This window comes from Pigmentiphaga sp. CHJ604, assembly GCF_036972535.1.
GTDB classification, from domain to species: Bacteria; Pseudomonadota; Gammaproteobacteria; order Burkholderiales; family Burkholderiaceae_B; genus Pigmentiphaga; species Pigmentiphaga daeguensis.
Genome location: NZ_CP136998.1, coordinates 336559 through 352537, shown reverse-complemented (window position 1 = coordinate 352537; position 15979 = coordinate 336559). Strand labels below are relative to the sequence as shown.

General features: G+C 69.4%; 16 protein-coding genes. 9 read left to right on the top strand and 7 right to left on the bottom strand.

What is annotated here, in order from left to right; genetic code table 11:
- Position 1: 1 nt before the first annotated feature.
- The gene (locus R4823_RS01795; protein ID WP_087838458.1) at positions 2–931 is read right to left on the bottom strand and encodes a DUF808 domain-containing protein; all 930 of its coding nucleotides are present in this window, start codon (positions 929–931) and stop codon (positions 2–4) included.
- 77 nt (positions 932–1008) lie between these two features.
- Positions 1009–2037, bottom strand: coding sequence for a porin (locus tag R4823_RS01790; RefSeq protein WP_338617151.1), 1029 nt, complete (start codon positions 2035–2037; stop codon positions 1009–1011).
- Between the two features lie 224 nt (positions 2038–2261).
- Between R4823_RS01790 and R4823_RS01785 the strand changes: the two genes are divergently transcribed.
- Positions 2262–2768: a hypothetical protein gene (locus tag R4823_RS01785; protein WP_087838460.1), complete on the top strand. Its 507-nt coding sequence runs from the start codon at positions 2262–2264 to the stop codon at positions 2766–2768.
- Positions 2761–4071, top strand: a complete 1311-nt coding sequence (locus R4823_RS01780; RefSeq protein ID WP_279814350.1) for a hypothetical protein — start codon at positions 2761–2763, stop codon at positions 4069–4071. Before R4823_RS01785 ends, R4823_RS01780 begins: the two co-directional genes overlap by 8 nt.
- Before the next feature lie 89 nt (positions 4072–4160).
- Here the strand turns inward: R4823_RS01780 and R4823_RS01775 are convergent, their stop codons facing one another.
- Entirely contained in the window at positions 4161–4817 is a 657-nt protein-coding gene (locus tag R4823_RS01775; protein WP_338617149.1) for a tripartite tricarboxylate transporter substrate binding protein, read from the bottom strand.
- A gap of 139 nt (positions 4818–4956) precedes the next feature.
- Here R4823_RS01775 and R4823_RS01770 point away from each other — a divergent pair, with 139 nt between their 5' ends.
- Positions 4957–5736 carry a phosphatase PAP2 family protein gene (locus R4823_RS01770; RefSeq protein WP_176400706.1) on the top strand — a complete coding sequence of 260 codons (780 nt, stop codon included), beginning with the start codon at positions 4957–4959 and terminating at the stop codon, positions 5734–5736.
- Here the strand turns inward: R4823_RS01770 and R4823_RS01765 are convergent.
- From R4823_RS01765 to R4823_RS01755, 3 genes are all read right to left on the bottom strand, one after another.
- A complete protein-coding gene (locus R4823_RS01765; protein ID WP_338617148.1) occupies positions 5708–6388 on the bottom strand; it encodes an isochorismatase family cysteine hydrolase in 681 nt (226 codons plus the stop codon). The genes R4823_RS01770 and R4823_RS01765 overlap by 29 nt on opposite strands.
- Before the next feature lies 1 nt (position 6389).
- Positions 6390–7004, bottom strand: coding sequence for a DUF937 domain-containing protein (locus R4823_RS01760; protein ID WP_338617147.1), 615 nt, complete (start codon positions 7002–7004; stop codon positions 6390–6392).
- Positions 7005–7140: 136 nt separating this feature from the next.
- Positions 7141–7929, bottom strand: a complete 789-nt coding sequence (locus R4823_RS01755) for an EcsC family protein (RefSeq protein WP_087838466.1) — start codon at positions 7927–7929, stop codon at positions 7141–7143.
- A gap of 147 nt (positions 7930–8076) precedes the next feature.
- On the opposite strand from R4823_RS01755, the gene R4823_RS01750 reads away from it, so the two are divergent.
- The 5 genes from R4823_RS01750 (at position 8077) to R4823_RS01730 (ending at position 13967) form a co-directional block, all read left to right on the top strand.
- Positions 8077–9675, top strand: a complete 1599-nt coding sequence (locus R4823_RS01750) for an MDR family MFS transporter (protein ID WP_279814325.1) — start codon at positions 8077–8079, stop codon at positions 9673–9675.
- Entirely contained in the window at positions 9672–10118 is a 447-nt protein-coding gene (locus R4823_RS01745; protein WP_132979763.1) for a MarR family transcriptional regulator, read from the top strand. Before R4823_RS01750 ends, R4823_RS01745 begins: the two co-directional genes overlap by 4 nt.
- A 114-nt stretch (positions 10119–10232) precedes the next feature.
- Positions 10233–11228 carry a protocatechuate 3,4-dioxygenase gene (locus tag R4823_RS01740; protein WP_207958628.1) on the top strand — a complete coding sequence of 332 codons (996 nt, stop codon included), beginning with the start codon at positions 10233–10235 and terminating at the stop codon, positions 11226–11228.
- A gap of 34 nt (positions 11229–11262) precedes the next feature.
- Entirely contained in the window at positions 11263–12966 is a 1704-nt protein-coding gene (locus tag R4823_RS01735) for a thiamine pyrophosphate-requiring protein (protein WP_338617145.1), read from the top strand.
- 35 nt (positions 12967–13001) lie between these two features.
- Entirely contained in the window at positions 13002–13967 is a 966-nt protein-coding gene (locus R4823_RS01730; RefSeq protein WP_338617143.1) for a tripartite tricarboxylate transporter substrate binding protein, read from the top strand.
- A 10-nt stretch (positions 13968–13977) separates the two neighbouring features.
- On the opposite strand, the gene R4823_RS01725 is transcribed toward R4823_RS01730, so the two are convergent.
- On the bottom strand, positions 13978–14889 hold the full coding sequence (locus R4823_RS01725) for a LysR family transcriptional regulator (protein ID WP_132979760.1): 912 nt from the start codon (positions 14887–14889) through the stop codon (positions 13978–13980).
- Positions 14890–15054: 165 nt separating this feature from the next.
- On the opposite strand from R4823_RS01725, the gene R4823_RS01720 reads away from it, so the two are divergent.
- On the top strand, positions 15055–15978 hold the full coding sequence (locus R4823_RS01720; protein WP_338617140.1) for a tripartite tricarboxylate transporter substrate binding protein: 924 nt from the start codon (positions 15055–15057) through the stop codon (positions 15976–15978).
- Position 15979: the final 1 nt, after the last annotated feature.

The following is a 15979-nucleotide window of genomic DNA, read 5'->3' as shown; positions in this document are numbered from 1 at the left end:
CCTACCCCTGCCTGCGCAGCAGCCTGCGGGCCAGTTCGACCACGAACACGATCGCCGCGCCGGCCAGCACGCCGAACGCGATATTGAGCAGCACGGGCAGCACAGCCGCCGCCACCGCGCCGATCACGGGCAGGCTGGCCGCCCCATGCGCCAGGCGTTCGATGCCGCCGTGCACGGCTTCGAGCCCATGCGTCAGGATGGAGCCGCCCACTGCGAACATGGCCACCGTGCCGACGACCGACAGGCCGCGCATCAGGAACGGCGCGGCGCCGACGATGCTCCTTCCCACCGCGCGCGCCACCGCGGACCGCCTCGCCCCCAGATACGCCCCGGCATCGTCCAGCTTCACCACGCCGGCCACGATGCCGTAGACCCCGATCGTCATCAACAGCGCGATGCCCACCAGCACGGCCACCTGCGTGCCGAAGTCCGCCCCGGCCACGGTCCCCAGCGCGATCGCGACGATCTCGGCGGACAGGATGAAATCGGTCCGCACGGCGCCGCGGATCTTGTCCCGCTCGAAGGCCACCATGTCCACGCCGGGGTCCTCCAGGGCCTTGCGCCGTTCGTCGTGCCGGGCCGCCTTGTCATGCGCGGGCAGGAATTTCGCCGCCAGCTTCTCGGCGCCCTCGAAGCACAGGAAGGCGCCGCCCACCATCAGCAGCGGCAGGATCGCCCATGGCGCGAAGGCGCTGATGATCAGCGCCGCCGGCACCAGGATGGCCTTGTTGCGCAGCGAGCCCTTGGCCACGGCCCACACGACCGGCAATTCGCGGTTCACCGACACGCCGGTCACCTGCTGGGCGTTCAGCGCGAGATCGTCGCCCAGCACGCCCGCCGTCTTCTTGGCGGCAACCTTGGTCATCAACGAGATGTCGTCCAGGACCGACGCGATATCGTCGAGCAAGGCGAAAAAGCTGCTTCCTGCCATCGTGGCTCCTCGAACGTCGCTGCCATGGTAGAGGCGCCGAGGCGCAACGTCTGTAACGCGTGGCGACAGCGCGATCTTCAAAAACTGTGGTTCACGCCCATGCCCACGTTGGTCCGGCTGCCGTCGTTGGATGGCCGCCCGTGGCCCACCCCGGCGTAGACCTGCGTACGCCTGGACAGCGCATACGACACGCCGGCGCTGACATAGTCGGTCGCGCCGCTGCGGCCGTAGCCCTGGAAGTCCCGGCCCACGCCGACCTTGAGCGTGGCCGCGCCGATGCGGTGGGTCGCGGCCAGCATGGCGCTGGTGCGGCGCCGGCGGGTCTCGCCCAGGAACACCTGGCTGGCGGTCGTCAGCTCGGTCAGGCTGGCGGAGGCCATCACCCGCGTCGGGCCCGAGCCGTAGGCCAGCCCGACGAAATAGGTCTTGTCGTTCACGCTGTTGCGTTCGGCGGAAACCAGCAAGGTCGCCGAGCCGTCGTCGTAGTTGATTCCGGCCGCCAGCCCCCGCTTGCTTTCGACCGTGCCGTTGGCATCGGGCACCTTGCTGCGCTCGCCGTTGGCCGCCAGGTGCACCGACCAGCCGCGCGCGACCGGCGAGTCGTAGAACACGCCGTTGTTCGCGCGGTTGTAGTCGCCCGCCGGCCCGTTGCGATAAGGGTCGGTCCGGTACGCCGGATGGTAGATCTGCCAGGCGATGGAAGCCACGCGATCGAAGTTGTACCAGGGGTCGAACTGCCAATCGAGCGCCCACATGGGAGTCATCGCCCGTCCCAGCCGCAGCTGGCCGAAGGGCCCCTTCACGCCCACGGTGGATTCGCCGTAGAACAGGGGCGCGCCGCCGCTGGCCTCCAGGCGGCCGGTGTCGATCTCGAAGCGCGACTGGAGGTGGAACATGGCGGCATAGCCGCTGCCCAGGTCCTCCGAACCCTTGATGCCCCAATAACTGCGCTGGATGTTGCCGATGGAGGTGGCGCCGCGCGCCAGGCGGTAGATGCCGGCGTCGACCACGCCGTACAGGGTGAGGGACGACTGGGCGTGTGCCGCGGTTGCCGGCACCAGCGACGCGGACAGTATGGCCAGCCAGGTGCGATGCGATCTTCTCATGTTCTGGCATGTCTGGAAAAACAAGACCCGGCGCAAGTGTGGCGCGATCGGCGCCGCTTGGCAAAGGCGCCCGCCGCCGGGCCTACGCACAAGCCCCCACGGACGACCATGCGCACGCGCGCCCCGGACACGCCCGGATCCCGGCCTAATGGCACCTCGCCCGCGCCGCGCCGGCCGGGACGCCCTCGCCATGCAGGCGAAGGACGCCACGCTTGGGAAACGCCATGACACCGCGCCACCTGGGGATGCTCGTGTCCCTCCTGTCCCTGCTTGCCGCCTGCGGCGGGGAAGACCCCGCTCCGTTACAGGCGCGGTCCATCGAAGACCTGGAACGCCAGGGCGCGCTTCCCGTCCTGGATCGCTCCGAGGACCTGGGCGGGCCCGACGCCGACGGCAATGGCGTACGCGACGACATCGACGCCTGGATCGCGCGCCAGGGCGGAGCGCCGGCGCGGCAGGACGCGCTCAGGCAACTGGCCCGCGCGTTCCGCGACGCCTTGCTGGTCCGCGGCGACTCCGTCGCCGCGCAAGAGGCCGCGTGGCGCACCACCCTGGCCGTGTCATGCGTGATGGCGCGCAGCGGCTCCGGCACCGAGGGCGCCGACGCGGTGGCCGATATGCGCAAGATGTCCGCCAACACCAAGGCCCGGGTCCTTGCCTATCTCGATTATTCCGCGGCGCTGGACGGCGCCATCCTGTCGCTACCCGCCGGGGACGGCTGCGATGAATAGGATGCTGCGCCGATGGACACGGACGCTGCTGGCGATGGCTGGCATGCTGGCGCCAGGTGCGTACGCGGCGGATCTGTGTCCGGCCCATACCCACACCCTGGCCTTCTTCAACGGCGTCTGGAATACGCCCGATACCGCAGCCAGCGGCGCGCGGGCCCTGCTCGGGGCGCTGGACGAAGCGCTGCGCGCACACCCCGCACGCGCGACGCTCGCCATCGGCGCCGAGGTGTTCTACAACGCCAGCGGCTTGCAACGCGGGACGCGCGAGGGCATCGAAGACCTGGTCGAAGTCTTCGCGCAGCGGGCCGCGGAACTGGACGATGCCGTGCGCCAGCGCTGGGAGCTGTTTTGGGAAATCGTCGATGGCCGCCTGGAAGGCTGGCGCCGGATAGCGGCCGTGCTGCCGCGCGCCCGCGACCTCGCCGTCGCGCTGACCGAGGCACGCAACGCGCGGCTGCTTGCGCATGCCACTTCGTTCGCCGCCGCCCCGCCCACCGGAATCGACTACGCCGCCCACCGGCTGCGCTTGCGCGCGCTGCACGCCCTGGGACGCGGCGTCCTGCTGGTGGGGCATTCGCAGGGCAACTTCTTCCTGAACGGCGCCTATCGCGCACAGCCCGATCCGGCGGCGCTCGCGGTGGTCCACATCGCGCCCGCATCGGCCCGCGCCAGCGGTCCCCACCTGCTGTCGGGCAACGACATGGTCATCGCTGCCCTGCGCGGCGTGGTACCGGGCACCCCGCCGCCGCCCAATCTCTGGATCCCGCCGTCGACCCGGGACCCTTCCGGCCATCAGTTGATCGAGACCTACCTGGACGCCGACCGCAACGGCCGGTCCGCCGCCGGCGCGCTGATGGCCGATCGCCTGCTGGCGCTAAAGGCCGCCGAACCCCGGGCAAGCCCGGGATTCTTCACCGCCACGCTGGCCTGGGACGGCGACGGCGACATCGACCTGCACGTGCTGGAACCTGGCGGCGCCCACGTGCACTACGGCGCGCGCGTGGGCGCCAGCGGCTCCCTAGACCTGGACAACACGGCGGGCCATGGGCCGGAACACTATCACGCGACCTGCGATCCGCAGCGCCTGCAAGCCGGCATATTCAGCGTGGGCTTGAACAACTACGCGGCGCCCGCCGGCAGGAAGGCGATGCTGCAGATCGCCACCGCGGCCCACGGCGTGATGCGCACCGTCCAGGTGGATGCGGGCCCGCCGCGCGGCGAAGCGGGGGATACCTCGCCCATCGTCCTCCTGCGCGTCGCCGTGGCCCGATCCGGCTCGGCCTGGACGGCAACCGTCCACTAGGGCCTGTTCACGCTAAAAGGAGGCTCGCACAGGCCGGGAATGGGCCTTGGGCCGGGCGGATCATTCGGCGCGGATGCCGCGCTCCTTGATCAACTGGCCGAAGCGGGCGTAGTCCTTGGCGAAGCCGGCCGCGGGTCGTCTACCGGCACGAAGCCCATGCCCCGGAGCTGTTTCGCCACGTCGGGATCCCGCAGCACGCGGGCGAACTCGGCGTGGATGCGGTCCACGACGTCCGGCGGCGTCCCCCTGGCGGCGAACAGCAACTGGAAACCTTCGACCTCCGTGCCCGGATAGCGGCGGGCCATGGGCTGGGCGGCCGCGTAGGCCACGAAGGCCTCGAACGACTCCACCGGCAGGGAGGTCCTGACGACCAGGGCATAGGGGGTACGCGCGATGCGGGTCACGGGCACGAGGTCGCGCTCCACGTCGAACGGCAGCCTGGACAGCCATGGGGTGATTGCCAGCGCCGAGGTCTGCATCAGCAACGTGTAGCCGTCCGGCGGGGCCGCCACGACGGCCTGGGTGCCGATGTTGCCGGTCGCGCCGGTCCGGTTGTCGACGATGACCGGCTGCCCCACCCGGGCCTGGATGCGCTCGGCCAGCAGGCGCGCCACGCGGTCGATCGAACCGCCCGCCACGAAGGGAACGATGAGCCGTATCGGCCGTTCCGGGTAGCCTGCCGCCGCCGGGGCGAACGGCGCCAGGAGGATGGCCGCCATCAGGCCGTGCCAGAACGCTCGGATCATGTGCCGTCTCCGTTGTTGTCATGTATCGTGGTCGCCCGATCGCTGCACTGTAGAAGGCGGGCGCCTCTCCCGCCATAGGCGCGAGGCAATGCGGCCATTGCCGGCAGGTGATGATGCCGCGCGGACACGAGACCGAACGATGACGACCCTGGAACTGATCGCCGGCCGCCACGCCGGCCTTGCCTTTCTCGCCTGGCTGGCCGGCGCGTGCGCGCTCGGCCTGTGGGTAGGGAGGCTGCTGGACGCGAGCCGGACCTCGCCGGCGCGCCGGTCGCGCGTGATGGCGGGGTTGATCGCGGGCGGCGTCGCCGTGTTCGGATTCATCGCCGCCAACGTCGTGACCGAGTCACGGCTGGTGGCCTTCGACAAGGTGCTGGCCGAGACCCTGGCCGAACGCGCCTCGCCCGCCTGGCTGCGGTTCCTGTCCATGCTGACCGTGGCCGGCGACCGGGACTTCCTGCTGGGACTGGGCACCCTCGTGCTGGCCGTGCTGCTGTGGCGCCGCCGCTGGCGCGACGCGGTGCTCTGGCTGGCGGGCACGCTGGGCGCGGCGGGGCTGAACGTGCTGCTCAAGAGCACCTTCCAGCGGGTCCGCCCCGAACACCTGCACGGGTTCACGCAGGAACTGGGCTGGAGCTTCCCCAGCGGGCACGCCACCGGCGCGATGGCGGTGTACGGCATGCTGGCCTATTTGCTGGCTGGCCTGGCGCCGCCGGCGTGGCGCCAGGCCATGGCCATGTTCGCGGCCGGCCTGATCGCCAGCGTCGGCTACAGCCGCGTGATGCTGCAGGTGCACTACCTGAGCGACGTCATCGCCGCCTTCGCCGTCACCGCGGCCTGGCTGATGGCATGCGTGGCCGTGCGCGAGCGGACGGACCGTTCGCGCGTACTCAGGCCATCAGGCCTTCGATCTCGCTGACCTCGCGCACGTCGCCGAAGTTCTGCACGAAGGTCTCCAGCGCCGCCCGGTGTTCCTCGTCGGACAGCGCCGCCAGGCAATCCGCCACCATGATGGGGAAGAAGTCCAGCATCATGGCATCGCGGCCGGTGGACTCGCAGCAGATGTTGGTCTTGGTGCCGGCGATCAGCAGATGGGTGATTCCCGCGCTGCGCAGCACCCGCTCCAGCCCGGACGAACCGTGGGCCAGGGCGCTGTAGCGGTTCTTGGCCAGATGAACGTCGCCGGACGCGGGCGCCATGCCCTGCCACAGCGACTCGGAAGCCGGGCGCGGCGCGTTCGCCTCGATGGTGCGGGCGCGCACGTCGGCGGCCACGAAATGGTCGTAGAAGCCGGACCAGTCCGATCCCTGCCCCACCGGCAGGTTCGCGTGGGTGACCCACGCGACCAGTCCGCCCCGGCGCCGCACGATGCGGGCCAGGGCGTTGATGTTGTCGACGATGGACCGGGATTCGGGGACTTCGGCGGGGCTGCCGGGGGCGACGAAGGTAGGCTGCATGTCGATGACGACGAGGGCGGTCCTGGTCGGGTCGAGCCGGTCGTGCAAGTGCACGCGCCCGCGCCGGGCGATGACGCGATCGACGATATGCTGGCGTATCGGTAGCGTGTGCATGCTAGCGACGGCCTCCCAACAGGCTGCCGCCGATCTTGACCAGATCGTCCAGGCCCACCTGCCCGTCGCCGTTCTGGTCGAGCAAGGATCCCAGCAGGCCGCCGCCCAGGCCGCCCTGCTGGCGCGCGGCATCGCGCTCCTGGCCCAGCGTGTTGCCCAGGCTGTCGGCCGACATGCCGCCCGACTGCACGCGCTGCGCCAGGAAGGCCATCACGATGGGAGCGAGCATTTTCAGCAGGTTGGCGGCGTTGCCGCCGCCCAGGCCGGTGGCCTCGCCCAGCCCGGCCTCGGCGCGCTGCCGGTCGGCGCCGAAGATGTGGCCCAGGATGGCGCCCCCGTCCGATTGGGCACCCGCGTTGCCGCCCCCCAGGAGCGACCCCAGCATGCCCTCCAGGCCGCCGCCCCCGCCGTGGTCCTGCAGCGCGCCGAACAGCGCCTGCGCGCCCTGCGGCTGGGCCGCGTTGTTGCCCATCGCGCCCAGCAGCAGGGGCAGCGCGGCGCCCACGGCCTGCTGGGTCTGGGCGGTGTCCGTGCCCAGTTGCTGCGCGAGCTGCTGCAAGGGGGCGCCTTGCAGCTGGGACATCAGTTCGTCTGACAGGGAAGAAGAGGCGTTCATGGCGATTCTCGCTGAAGACGCCGGCGCAGTGCCGGCCCAGGGGCCATCGTAGCTCGCCATGCATGAGCGCGCATGGCGTTAACAGACTGATACGTCTGGCGGGGCCGATTGTTTCCGCCCGACGCCCGCACAAGGGTCAACGCCGCGGCAGCGCCAGGTACGCCTCGCGCACGGCCTCGGTCCCATGGACGCGCTCCAATCGCCGCACGGTGAAGTGGCCCCGCCCCATGTCCTGGAAATGATCGATGAACAGCGCGTTGATCGCCCCGCCGCCGATGGCGCCTATCATCGGCACCGCCTGCGCCAGCGCCTTCTCGGACACCGCGATCGAGAAGCGCGAGGCGATCTCGGAGATCAGCCGGACCAGCACCGGCGCGCTGCCCTTGGCCGTGCCATGCTGCGCGAGGTACTGGCTGGCCGAGGCGATGGCCTGCGCCAGCGCGGCGCGGGAGGCGAAGTAGCCGGCGTCGGTCGCGTCGTCGGCCTTCGAGGAACCGCCCAGCGCCAGCACGTGCAGGCACTCCAGCCGCGCTTCGGGCGTCTTCAGGTCCTCGCCCTGGCTGCGGGCGATGTCGGCGATGGAGCGCAGCATGATGGTGGTCGAGATCGGCAGCTCCACGGCCAGCCCCGCCATGCCGAAGGCGCCGCCCGCGGCCCCCGAGGCCCCGGCCGCCAGCTTGTGCCACCAGTCGGCGGCCGCCGCCGGCCGGGTCGGATCCATGGTCTTGACCGCCACGTCCAGGGCCTTGCTGATGGAACGGCGGGCGAGTTCGTCGATCATCGACGACACCCGGTCCGGCAGCGCGGCCAGCGTACGCTCGATGGGCTTGCCGGCGATCCCCGCGATGCGCGCGGCGATGCCCGGGTGCTCCAGCAGGTGCCTGGCCCGCGCCAGTTCCTGCAGATCGGATTCGGAAAGCGGCATGGAAAGTCCTCGAAAGACGTCCGGTTGCATGGGACCGGTACGAGGGCGGCGGGTTCTGGCCCATGTTAAACAAAAAGGTACGGGCGCGGTCCCTGCGCGCCGGGAGGACTACAATCATTGATCGATCAATGATTCTGGCATCCTCCCATGTCCACGCTTCCCCAGCATTCCGAAGGCCAGGTCCTGCCCTTCAGGCAATCGCTGATGGCCGTCCTCGGCATGTGCTTCGTCATGATGATGGTCGCCATCGACCAGACCGTGGTGGGTACCGCCTTGCCCACCATCGTGGCCGAGCTGCGGGGATTCGACCTGTATGCGTGGGTGGCCACCGCCTACCTGCTGCCGTCCGTCATCACCGTGCCCATCTTCGGCCGGCTGGGCGACTACTACGGCCGCAAGCCGTTCGTGATCGCGGCCATCTTCGTCTTCACGCTGGCCTCGGTGCTGTGCGGGGCCGCCACCAGCATGCTGTGGCTGGTCGTGGCGCGCGGCCTGCAAGGCATAGGCGGCGGCATGCTGGTGGGCTGCGCGTTCGCGTGCATTCCCGACCTGTTCCCCGAGCCCCGCGTGCGCCTGCGCTGGCAGATCATCGTCAGCTCTGCCTTCGGCATCGCCAACGCCATCGGCCCTTCGCTGGGCGGGGTGATGACCGAGCAGTACGGCTGGCGCTCGGTGTTCTACGTCAACCTGCCGGTCGGGCTGCTGGGCATCCTGTTCGTCGCGCGCTTCCTGCCGCGCATCCGCCATCACACGGCCGGCAAGATACAACTGGACTGGCCCGGCGCGCTGCTGATCGCGCTGGCGCTCGGCTGCCTGCAGATGGTCGTGGAGCTGCTGCCCAAGGGCGCCGCCTCGACCACGGTACTGCTCCTGGGGGCCGGCAGCCTGGCCGCCTTCGCCGGCCTGTATTTCTGGGAACAGCGCTGCCCGCAGCCGCTGCTGCCCATCGACATGTTCCGCAACCCGGCGCTGGCGGTGCTGTTCGTGCTGGCGACACTGGTCGGCTTCATCATCTTCGCGCTGATGTTCTACGCGCCGCTGCTGCTGCAGGGCGGCTTCGGGCTGTCGCCCCAGGAAGCGGGCCTGCTCATCACCCCCATGGCGGCCTGCATCACCGTGGGCAGCATCCTGAACGGCCGCATCATCAGCCACATCGACAAGCCCAACCGCATGCTGTATGCGGGCTTCGCCACGCTGGCGCTGGCCTGCCTGGGGGTCGTCACCACCCACCACGACACGCCGCACGCGCTCTTCGCGTTCTACATGTTCCTGGCCGGGATAGGCATAGGCTTCACCATGCCCAACCTAACGATCTTCGCCCAGCACACCGCGGACCGGACCCACCTGGGCATCGCCACCGCCACGCTGCAATCGACCCGCATGGTGGGCGGCATGCTGGGCACGGCCATCGTCGGCACCATCGTCTCGCACAGCTACCTGTGGCGCGTCACCGACGTGCTGCAATCGGAGAACGCGCTGCAGTGGCTGCCGCAGCTGCACAATCCCCAGGTCCTGGTGGACCCGCAGGCCCAGCGCACGCTGGCCGAACAATTCGCCCAGCATGGCGGCCACGCCACCGAACTGCTCGAACACGTGCGCCAGGCCCTGGTCTCGGGCATCCACAACGGCCAGATCCTGGCGGTGCTGATCGCCCTGGTCGGACTGTGGCTGGTAAGGCGCGTACCGTCCATCCAGATCGTGCGCCCCGAGCGGGGCAAGCGGCCCGCCCCCGAGGAGGCGCCGTGAATCGCGAGCAACGCGGTCTGCAGGTCATCCAGCGCCTGGGCCAGACCTACCGCGCCATGCAGGCCGGCTTCAGCGGCCGCATCGGCCACGCCCTGCCGCGCTGGCGCATCCTGCTGACGCTGGCCGAGCACGGCACCTGCCCGCAGAAGCTCCTGGCCGAGCGCTGCCGGCTGGACCCCGCATCGCTGACTCGATTGCTCCATGCCCTGGAACAGCTCGGCTGGATCGCCCGTCAGGTGGATGCCCAGGACAACCGCCAGACCAACGTCAGCCTGACGGCGGCCGGACAGGAGGTGGTGGACGAGGCCATGCCCCGGCGAGCCGCTTTTCTGGACGAAGTGCTCCAGGGCCTGTCGGAGAAAGAGCTCGATGCGCTGTTGCGGACGCTGGAAGCGCTGGAGGGCAACTTCAGGCAGGCCGCCACGGGCCCGGCGGGCAACTAGCTTCGCCGATCTATCTGCTTTTTTGCTAAGGCCTATACAAAGAATCCGTTATCCCATGCCGATGCGCCTCCCTACACTGGCCGAATCTTCCTCAAGCAAGGCGCGGCGCAGGCCATGGCAAGAATCGTTCTGGGTATCGGATCCTCACACAGCCCCATGCTCAACAGTCCCGCCGAGGACTACGCCAAGCATGGCGCGATCGACCTGGGCGGCCGCAAGCTGCTGGACCTGGACGGACGCCCGGTCAGCTACGAGACGCTGCTGGCGCGCCGCGGCGACAGCCTGGCCCGGGCGCTCGAGCCGGACGAGCTGACGCGCAAGGCCGCCGCCTGCGACGCCCACATCCGCCACCTGGCCGGCACGATCGACGCCGCGGCGCTGGACGCGCTGATCGTGATCGGCGACGATCAGAACGAACAATACGGCGAAGAGAACCTGCCCGCCATCCTGGTCTACTGGGGGCAGACGATCGCCAACCGGCCGCTGTCCATGCCGGCGGATGCGCCGCCATTCTGGCGCCGCGCGCGGTCCCAATACCACGAAGACGAAACGCCGCGCGAGTATCCCGTCGCACACGAATTGGGCCGGCATCTCATCGGCTCGCTGATGGACGAGAACTTCGACGTCAGCACGTCTCGCCACCTGGCCAAGGCCCATGGCGAGGGACACGCCTTCGGTTTCGTGCACCGGCGCCTGATGCCGGCGCGGCCTATCCCCATGCTGCCGGTTTCGCTGAACACTTATTACCCGCCCAACCAGCCCCGGCCGCGCCGGTGCTATGAACTGGGCCGTGCCATCGCGCGCGCGGTCGAAAGCTGGGACACGCCGGCCCGCGTCGGCATCGTCGCCTCGGGAGGATTGAGCCATTTCACGGTGGACGAGGATCTGGACCGCCTGGTGTTGCGCGCTTGTGCCGAGAAAGACGCGGCCGCGCTGACCAGCATCGATCCGGCTCGCCTGAACTCGGGCTCGTCCGAAATCCGTAACTGGATCACCACGGCGGGCGCGGCCGAACACCTGCGCTTCGCCTGGCAGGCCTACGAACCCTGTTATCGGACCCCCGCGGGAACGGGATGCGGCATGGCCTTCGCGGTCTGGAAACAGGATTGACACCACGGGCCATCCCCACCCGACAGGAGCCAGCATGCGGATCGAGCAGAACACGACGGCGGCCGAAGCCCTGCTGATGGCCTTGAAGGCCAGCGGCATCGACTACCTGTTCGCCAATGCCGGCAACGACTTCGCCCCCATCATCGAGGCTCTGGCCAACCCCCGGCTGGGCGACGCCATGCCCGAGCCCATCACCTGCATGCACGAGACCGTGGCCATGGGAATGGCGCACGGCCATTACCTGGCCAGCGGCCGCATGCAGGCCGTGATGGTCCACGTGAACGTGGGCATGGCCAATGCGCTGTGCGGCCTGCTGAACGCCCACAGCGATAACGTGCCGGTGTTCCTGCTGGCCGGGCGCACGCCGCTGACCGAGCATGGACGCGACGGCGCGCGGCTGACCCCCGTGCAGTACGGGCAGGAGCTGTACGACCAGCACGCCATGGTGCGCGAACTGGTCAAGTGGGAATACGAGCTGCGTTATCCCGAACAGGCATGCGGATTGGTGTCACGGGCGGCCGCGCTGGCAATGGCGGAACCGCGCGGACCGGTTTTCCTGGGCTTCCCGCGCGAACCGCTGCTCGCCCCCCTGCCGCCGGGCGTGCGCTTCGAACCGTTCCCGGTAGCCCGTCCCTCGGCCTCTTACCCGGATCCGGCCGCCATCGACGAACTCGCGCAATGGCTGGCGCGGGCCCGCCATCCGCTGATCGTGGCCGAACGCGGTGATCCGGCCGGCAAGGTGGGGACATCACTGGCCCGGCTGGCTCAGGCCCACGCCATTCCCGTTATCGAGATCATGCCGGTACGCAACGTCATGCCCTCGTCCCATCCCATGATGCTGGGCCATTCGGCTGGCGACCAGCTCGAGGCGGCCGACGTCATCCTGGTCGTCGACGCGTCCACGCCCTGGGTGGAGCGGCTGCATCGTCCGGGCCCCGGCAAGCGGATCGCGCACCTGGGCCCCGATCCGCTGGTGGGACGGCAGCCCGTGCGCAGTTTCCAGACCGATCTCGCGATCTGCTGCGATACCGCCGCCGGGCTGGATGCCCTGTTGGCGGCCCTGCCGCCACCGACGGGCGATGTCGAGCGGCGCCGCGCGCACTACGCGCAACTGTCCGAACAGCGCCGGCGGCACGCGCGCGAGGAGGCCTTGCGCGGCGGCGGCAAGCCCGTCTCGGGCGCCTACATTTCCGCCTGCGTGTCCGACGTGCTTGGCGACGACGGCCTCTGCTTCAGCGAACTCGGCACCGTGCCGGACTACATGGACCTCAAGGGCCCCAACCGCTATTTCTTCACGCCTTATTCCGGCGCGCTGGGCTGGGGCATGCCTGCCGCCCTGGGCGCGCAGCTCGCCGACCGCGACCGGCTCGTGGTGGCGTGCGTGGGCGACGGCTCCTACGTGTTCGCCAACCCCGTCGCCTGCCACCAGATCGCCGAGGCGCAGGCGCTGCCCATCCTGACCATCGTCAAGAACAACGGCATGTGGAACGCCGTGCGCCGATCCACGCTGGGCGTACATGGGGACGGTCATGCGGCGCGGGCAGCGGTCATGCCGCTCACGTCGCTCGAACCGTCGCCGTCCTATTCGATGGTGGCGGCCGCCAGCCGCGCCCACGTGGAAGTAGTGGAGGACGGCGCCCGGCTTGCCGGCGCGCTCGAACGCGCGATCGACGTCATCCGCAACGAACGCCGGCAGGCGCTGGTGGAGGTCCGTACGTCCCTTTCGGCGACCCATTGAAGGCCGCCTTCATACAAGACGAGGAGGAGAGCACCATGTTCACGAGATCCCTGATCGCCATGCTGATCGCCGGATGCGCGGCTCCTGCGCTGGCGCAGGCACCGGCCTACCCGAACCAGCCGATACGCCTCATCGTCCCGCATCCGCCCGGCGGCTTCACCGACATCCTGGCGCGCCTGGCCAGCCAGAAGCTGGGCGAAAACGAAGGCTGGCAGGTCATCGTCGAGAACAAGGGCGGCGGCGGCAGCACCATAGCCGAGAACTTCGTCGCGCGCGCTGCGCCCGACGGCTACACCCTCTTCGTCACCGGCCGCGACGTCACCCTGCGCAGCGCGCTCTACGACAAGCTGCCCTATGACCCCGACCGCGATTTCGCACCCGTCAGCCAATTGGTGTGGTCGCCCATGGTGCTGGTGGCCCACCCGTCCCTGCCGGTCGGCAACTTCCGCGAACTGCTCGACGCCGCCCGCAAGACGCCGGGCAAGATCGCCTATGCATCGCCGGGCAACGGCAGCGGCGCGCACCTGGCCATGGAAATGCTGGAATCCGACCTGGGCGTGGACCTGCTGCACGTGCCCTACAAGGGCGTGGGCCCCGCCACGACCGATCTGCTGGGCGGGCAGGTTTCGCTGATGTTCCTGCAGATGGCCGTGGCCCTGCCCCACATCCGGGCCGGCAAGCTCAAGGCGCTCGCGATGCCGGCGGCCCAGCGCTCCCCCATGCTGCCCGACGTGCCCACGGTAGCGGAGTCGGGCGTGCCCGGCTTCGACGTCACCCCCTGGTTCGGCATCATGACGACCGCGGGCACGCCGCCCGGGATCGTCCACAGGCTGAGCACCGCATTGGCCAAGGTCGTCCAGGCTCCGGATGTAAAGAAGAAGCTGGCCGAGCAAGGGGTAGAAGCGGTGGGCAGCACGCCCGAGGCATTCGCCGCGCTGATCGCCTCCGAGTCGCCCAAGTGGAAGAAGGTAGTCAAGGACGCCGGCGTGCGCGTCGATTGAAACAGCCCGTTCACGCGCCCTGAATGACCGGGTCGCCGCGACAGTGTTCGAGAAAATCCTTGAGGTTATCCGACAGGAATTTCTTCTTGTGGTGGATGAGATAGAAGCGGCGCGTGAGCGGCGGCAGATCGGTGTCCAGTATGCTCAACTGGCCGGCGGCCACCATGTCCTTCACCGCGCAGCGCGACAGGCAGGCCAGCCACAGCCCTTCGGCGGCCGCGTACTTGATCGCTTCCGTGCTGCCCAGCTCGATGTCCATGTTGAGCTGGTGCAGATAGGGCAGCAGCGCCTGCTCCACCGCCAACCTGCTGCCCGAACCGCGCTCGCGCAACAACCAGCGCGATTCGCGCAACTGCTCGCGGGTGATGCGGCGCGTGTGCCACTCGGACGCCAGCGGATGCCGTGCAGAACATACGATCACCATTTCGTCCAGCAGCCAGGGGATCGGCTGGATGTCGGCATCCTGGCACGGCCCTTCGATCAGACCCATGTCGACGTCGAAGGCCGCCACGGCCGCCGACACCTGCGCGGTGTTGGCGATAGTGACCTCGATGGGCGTATGCGGCGCGCGCAGCCGGTAGCGCGCCAGCAACCCCGGCAGAACGTAGTTGCCGATGGTGGTGCTGCATCCGAGCTTGAGGGTGGCCGCCGCGTGCCCGCGCTTGTCGAAGAAACCGCGTTCGATCTGCTGGGCGTTGTCCAGCAGCGCCGTGGCCTCGGCCAGCAGGGCGCGACCGTTGTCGTTCAGGATCAGGCGCTTGCCCACCCGGTCGAACAGACGCGTATGCAGCAGGCCTTCGAGCTCGCTCAGCGCCGCGCTGACGGCCGACTGGGACAGGGCGATTTCCGAGGCCGCGCCCATGGTGCTGCCAGTCTTGGCAACGGCAACGAAGATTCTCAACTGCCTGAGGCTCATGGGCATGGGCTGTGCCTGCGATGGGGTTCCTTGGGCGGATCCTGGTGCCGCCGTGCCGGGCATAGGCGACCACTATAATAGCAACCGCCCCCAGCCGCGAACGTGACGATCCCTCCGGCCGACGCGGATGCCGCATCGACGACGGGGCATGACTCGACAGGCGCACAAGCCATGGCATCGCACGCATCGACGGCCGAAGGCGCCGGCACCGGCCGGCCCGCCAGGATCCTGGTCCCGCAAACCGCGGGCACCACCAACGACCTGCTGGCCCGCGCCATCGCGCCCGGGCTGGCATTGCTAGCGGGCCGCCCCTTCCTGGTGGAGAACCGCGAAGGCGCCTCGGGCATGCTCGGCATGGACGCGGCGGCCAAGTCCGCCCCCGACGGCCTCACGCTGCTGAACAACGTCTCGAACACCCTGGCGCTGCCCTACTTCTACAAGAACCTGCCGTTCGACGTGCTGGCCGACCTGGAACCGGTCGGCATCGAAGGCTACGGCAACCACGCGCTGGTGGTGCACCGGAGCGTACCGGTCGAAAACGTGCGCGACTTCCTGGCCTACGCCGCCGAGCACCCCGGCATGGAATACGCGGCGCCGGGCCTGGCCACCCATCATCATCTGTGCATGGCCATGATCCAGGCCATGGCGGGCATCCGGTTGAGCCCCGTGTTCTACAAGGGTTCGGCCGGGGCGATGGCGGACCTGCTGCGCGGCGAAATCCGTACCATGATCGTGCCCATACAGATCGCCGCCGACCACGCGCGTAGCGGCGACCTGCGCATCCTGGGCGCCACCAGCAGGACGCCCTTTCCGCTGTACCCGGACATTTCCTCGCTGCACGACCAGGGGCTGGCGGGGTTCGACGTCGAACCCTGGTTTGCCTTGTGGGCGCCGCGCGGCACGCCGCCCGATGCGCTGGCGCGCTACAACGCCCTGCTGAACGAGGCCATCGGCCAGGCCGAGGTGGGTGGCGCCCTGGCTCGCCACGGCGTCGTGCCCACGCCGGGCACCGTCGACGACCTGCGCCGCAAGGCCGCCGCCGAACACCGGATGTGGGGCGAGGTGCTTCGAAAAATGCAGATACGGCCGGAATAGG